The sequence below is a fragment of the Bartonella saheliensis genome, assembly GCF_902162175.1.
Map to the genome: position 1 here is coordinate 1 of NZ_LR607241.1, position 5,915 is coordinate 5,915.

The 5,915-nt window shown below is 40.4% G+C and carries 1 protein-coding gene; it reads left to right on the top strand.

What is annotated here, in order from left to right; translation table 11 throughout:
• A partial coding sequence (locus FS875_RS08680) for a glucoamylase family protein (protein ID WP_144755721.1) occupies positions 1–5,915 on the top strand: 5,915 nt, incomplete at both ends.

The following is a 5,915-nucleotide window of genomic DNA, read 5'->3' on the forward strand; positions in this document are numbered from 1 at the left end:
GCTCAATGGCTCCTTGATAATCACTACACCATTGACCAAACAATACAACAGCTACGCCGTAACTTATCTAAATCCTGTATCAAACAGCTTCCTCTTTATAAACAAAAGGAAGACATACCACGTATCTTTGCTTTAGCTTGGCTTTATATTGCCCATACCGATAGCAGATTTTCACAAAAAACACTCACGGCTATGATCAATGGATTCCAAGAAATTTGTGCTCTCAAAATTGGTGAATTATGGGCGCTTCCTTCTGTTCTACAGATGTTGCTCATTGAAAATGTCCGTCGTCTTGCACTGCGTATTGAACAAACACGCTCTATGCGCCATCTTGCCCACCAAGTTGCAGATAAAATTGCCCTCACTGATAATGCAACAAAATTACATACTCTTCTCACACGTTATGCACCATTCACCGCTTATCCAAGCTTTTCAGCACATTTATTTTATCGTCTACGCAGTGCATCTGTCGATTCAACAACCGCATTAAATTGGCTGGAACAGCAATTACAAAGCCAAGGTAGCAGTCTAGAAATTGCCACAACCGATGAACATACACGCCAAGCAGCAGATGGTGTAACCATGGGCAATATTATTCGTACTCTTAAAGCACTTGGTGATGTTGATTGGACAGTATGGTTCGAAACTGTTAGTTCTGTAGACTCTATTTTATATGAAACGAGCGATTTTTCCGAAATTGATGCCCACTCACGCAATATTTATCGACAAGTCATCGAAAAAATTGCACGCTTTTCGCCTCTTAGTGAACAAGAAGTTGCACATAAAGCTGTAGAAATAGTACATTCTCCTTCTGAAGATACAGCTCTTTACTCTTCTGTTGGCTGGTATCTTGTTGGTGATGGGCGACATCGTTTTGAAAAAGCATGTGGCTATACCCCACCTTTGCTTATAAAATGGGGACGATTTTTCCGCTGCTCAAAGATAAGCAATATTGCTATTCCTGTTTCTTGTCTCACGCTTATTCTTTTGCTTGCAATCTACGCTCTTTTACAAACATCCTCAACGCAGTGGATCTCTCTTCTTTTCACTGCCTTAGCATTGTTTCCTGCTATGGATGCTGCTTTTGCCTTTTTCAATACTGTTGTTTCATGGATTATTCCCTCAAAACAACTCATTGGTTATGAATATAAAGAGGGTATTCCGGAATATGCACGCACAATGGTTGTTGTGCCTACTTTAATCACCTCACGCGACTCTATTGATGAGCAAGTGCACAATCTTGAAGTGCACTATCTTTCCAATCCTAAAGGCGCCGTCCATTTTGCACTTATCACAGATTGGGTAGACTCTCCCTTCGAGCAAACACAAGATGATCTTGACTTGTTGCATTATGCGCAAAAAAGTATCGATAAACTGAATTGCCGTTATCGGCGTGATGATATCCCTCTTTTTTTCCTTTTACACCGTCGGCGCCTTTATAACCCTAATGAAAAATGCTGGATGGGATGGGAGCGCAAGCGTGGCAAGCTTCATGAACTCAATCTGTTATTAAGGGGTAATAAAAAAACAAGCTTTTATCCCCCAAATCAGCATATTCCCAGGGATTGCCGCTTTGTTATGACGCTGGATGCCGATACACGACTGACACCTGAATGTGTTACAAAACTCGTTGGGAAACTTAACCATCCCCTCAACCACCCCATTTTTGATCCACGCAATGAGAAAGTTGTAAAAGGCTATAGCATTTTACAACCCCGTATTACTCCTTCTCTTACTACAGGAAAAGAAACATCAATGTTGCAACGGGTTTTTTCTACCAATCGCGGTATTGATCCTTATGTCTTTGCTGTTTCTGATACCTATCAAGATCTTTTGGGAGAAGGGACTTTTATTGGCAAAGGTCTTTATCATATTGATGCCTTTCAACAAGCACTCAATGGAAAAATTAAAGAAAATACTGTTCTCAGTCATGACCTTTTAGAAGGAGGATATGCACGTACTGCATTGGTAAGTGATGTAGAGGTCATTGAGGATTATCCAACAGCTTATAATGTGGATGTTGCGCGTTATCACCGTTGGATTCGTGGGGATTGGCAACTCCTCCCTTATCTCTTCTTCCCTCGTCAAATTAGTGCTACGACACGTTGGAAAATGCAAGATAATCTGCGTCGTTCTCTTACACCACTTATGTGGCTCATTGCCGCCTTTTCAGGATGGTTGCTTTTACCCTTAAAGAGCGCAGTCATCTGGCAAATATTTTTGCTACTCAGTCTCTTCATTTCGCCAATTTTGGGGGTATTACAAACACTTGTTCCATCCAATATTGATTATTCTTTGCGTGGGTATTTTCAATTAGTTTTGCATAAAACTATCCTTATAAAGGCATATATATTTCTTAAAATCACATTTCTTGCTCATTCTGCTTATTTTATAACTGATGCGATTATCCGCGCACTCTACCGCATGATGATTTCAAAACAGCACTTGCTTGAATGGAAAACTTCTGCCGCAACAAAATCTACTCCCAATAGTCTTGGTTTCTATATCTTTGCCATGTGGCCAGCAGCGCTTATGGGTATTCTTGCCATAGCACTGCCTCTCTTTTCTCATAATTTTGCAAGCTTTATTGCCTTGCCGTTTGGATTTGCATGGTTTTTTTCACCCTTTATTGCGTGGTGGGTCAGTCAACCTTCAACATTTCAAGACACCCTTCATAGCTCTCCTGAAGATAAAAAAATGCTACGGTCTATTGCACGACAGACATGGCTTTATTATGCAACCTTCGTCAATGCGAAAAGCAATTATTTACCCCCCGATAATTTTCAAGAAGATCCCAAACCTCTGATTGCACAACGCACATCCCCTACCAATATTGGGCTTTATCTGCTTTCTGTTATTGCTGCACGTGACTTTGGCTGGATTAGTTGTCAAGAAACCATAACCCGCATTGAATGTACATTAAACTCTCTTGCAAAAATGGAAAAATTCCGCGGACATCTTTATAACTGGTATGAAACAGATACACTCAAACCTCTCTTACCCACTTATGTGTCAACTGTTGATTCAGGAAATCTTGCTGGCCATCTGCTAACCCTTGCTTCAGCCTTAAGGGAATGGGCTGAAAAACCTGATATTTTTCTTCAAAGTGATCAAGCAGGTTTGTGTGATGTTCATGCTCTTTTGGAAGAAACTGTTAAAGAAATTCTGGATGATCAACCCATTTTGCATTCCTTACGTCAAAAAATAGAAGAGCAGATTGCTCATTTTGATCACTGTATGAATGCTGTTATAAAAACCCCAAACACCATCACTTCTCAATTGACAGAACTGTCACTTATTGCTCGTGATCTTGTGTACTTAATAGAGGAACTTCATCAAAAAATTCAAACGATAAAATCTACTCAAGCACTCTCTTGGGCAAAATATCTTGTAGAAACCTGTGAAGCGCATCACCATGATACTACTCGTGATTATGATAGTGAAAAATTATATAAAAAATTGAATAGCTTGGCTATAGAAGCGAGGCAAATCGCCTTTGATATGAAATTCGACTTTTTAGAGCAACCTGAACGGCATCTTTTGTCCATTGGATATCGTGTTCAAGAAAACAAACTCGATGAAAATTGTTATGACCTACTCGCTTCAGAAGCACGCCTTGCAAGTCTTTTTGCTATCGCAAAAGGCGATATAAAAGTAAAACATTGGTTTCATCTTGGCCGACTCCTTATCCCCATTGGTTGGAAAGGTGCACTGTTATCATGGTCTGGCTCTATGTTCGAATATCTCATGCCATCCCTTGTTATGCACGAACCTTTGGGATCTCTCCTCGATCAAACCAATCGACTGATTATTCATCATCAAATACAATACGCCCATAAACGAGGATTGCCTTGGGGAATTTCAGAAGCTGCATTTAACGCTCGTGATCACTTAATGAATTATCAATATGCTCATTTTGGTGTTCCAAGCCTCGGGCTCCAACGTGGTCTCTCACGCAATACTGTTATTGCTCCCTATGCCAGTCTTTTAGCAGCACAATATGTCCCTGACCAAACCGTAACCAATTTAAAATATTTACGTAGTCTTGGAGCTTTAGGAACATATGGTTATTATGATTCTCTTGACTTTACCCCCGCGCGCCTAAAAACAGGAGAGAAATATGCTGTGGTACGCAATTATTACGCGCACCATCATGGCATGTCCATTCTTGCTATCAATAATGTTATTTTTCAAGGACGGATGCGTGATCGCTTTCACCGTGATCCAATCATTGAAGCAATTCAATTTTTATTACAAGAAAGAGCGCCGCATCAAATTCCCATCATTCATAGCAAAGTGATTCATCGCATGCGCCATAATTATCAAGAATTCGACGGTGCTCCTTTGCGCATTATAAAGAACCCACTGCTTAAACCACGTGCAACTTTGCTATTATCCAACGGTTCCTATTCTACAATGTTGACAGCCAATGGTTCTGGTTACAGCCGTTGGCATGATTATGCGATTACGCGCTTTCTTCCCGATGCAACAGAAGATCAACAAGGAACTTTATTCTTTCTCCGTGATACAGATAGTGGCCGTTGGTGGTCTGTAACCAGCGAACCAACACGCGTTGTTGAAGAAGAAGCAGTCTGCATTTTTACCGATGAAAAAGCTGAATACACAAAAATAGTTGATGGCATCAAATCAACACTTGAATGTCTTATTACATCTGAAAGCTGCGGTGAAGGCAGACGTATTCAACTTATCAATACAACAAGCAAAGACCGACTCATTGAAGTGACCTCTTATGGTGAACTTGCTCTCGCAACAATGGATGCAGACCAGGCTCATCCCGCTTTTTCACGTATGTTTATAGAAACAGAAATTGCTAAAGGAAATACAACAATTTTTGCCAAAAGGCGCAAACGCTCTCCCAGTGACTCTGAAATCCATATTGCCCATTTTGTTACTGGTGATAGTATACAAGAAACAGAAGCTGAAACAGATCGGTCGCTGTTTATTGGTCGGGGGCGATCCATTCATCGACCTGCTGCATTTGACAAAAATGCGCGTTTTAGTAACAGTCAAGGTTGTGTTCTTGACCCCATCATTTCACTGCGATGCCGTGTAAAAATTCCAGCACATGAAAAAGTTGAACTCATTTTTTGGACTTTTGCTGCCCATACCAAAGAAACATTGCATAATGCTATTAAACATTATCAGCAACCAAACATATTTCAGCAAGAATTTTCAATGGCATGGACACGCTCACAAGTCTCGCTCTATCAAAGTGGTATCAGCCTTAAAGAAGCTATGGCTTATCAAAAATATGCAACACCACTTATCTATCCTGAGAGAACATGGCGTCTTTCTCCAAAAAATTTAGCAAACAATCTTGGTAAACAATCTGATCTTTGGCCCATGTCCATTTCAGGAGATATTCCACTCTGTCTTCTCCGGTTAGATAATGAGGGAGATATTTCTGTCCTGCGTGAACTTCTTAAAGCACATGAATATTGGCGTATGCGTGGACTTATTGTGGATCTGGTTATTCTCAATGAACAAGCATTTTCCTACATACAAAATACACAACATGCCATTGAATGGGTATGCGAAACTTATCGCCATCGCACGCATGATACGGACGAACGCCAACATATTTTCACGATTCGACGAGATCAAATGAGTGAACAGAGTTTTAAAACGCTTCTTGCCTCAGCACGTATGATCCTTGATGCGCAAAATGGGTCTTTGTCTGAACAACTCAAACAACTTGACAATAATGACTTTGATCTCACAATCTATCAAGATCATCAAGAATCCTATTATCAGTTAAATGATCAAAAACATCATCACGAACGACAAAATATAATATCAACGGAGCAAAGCCTCTTTGCTGCTCTTGGTCTTATCGGTCAACAAAAACACAGCACTTTTCCCATTGATGGAAACGACCTAAAATATTGGAACGG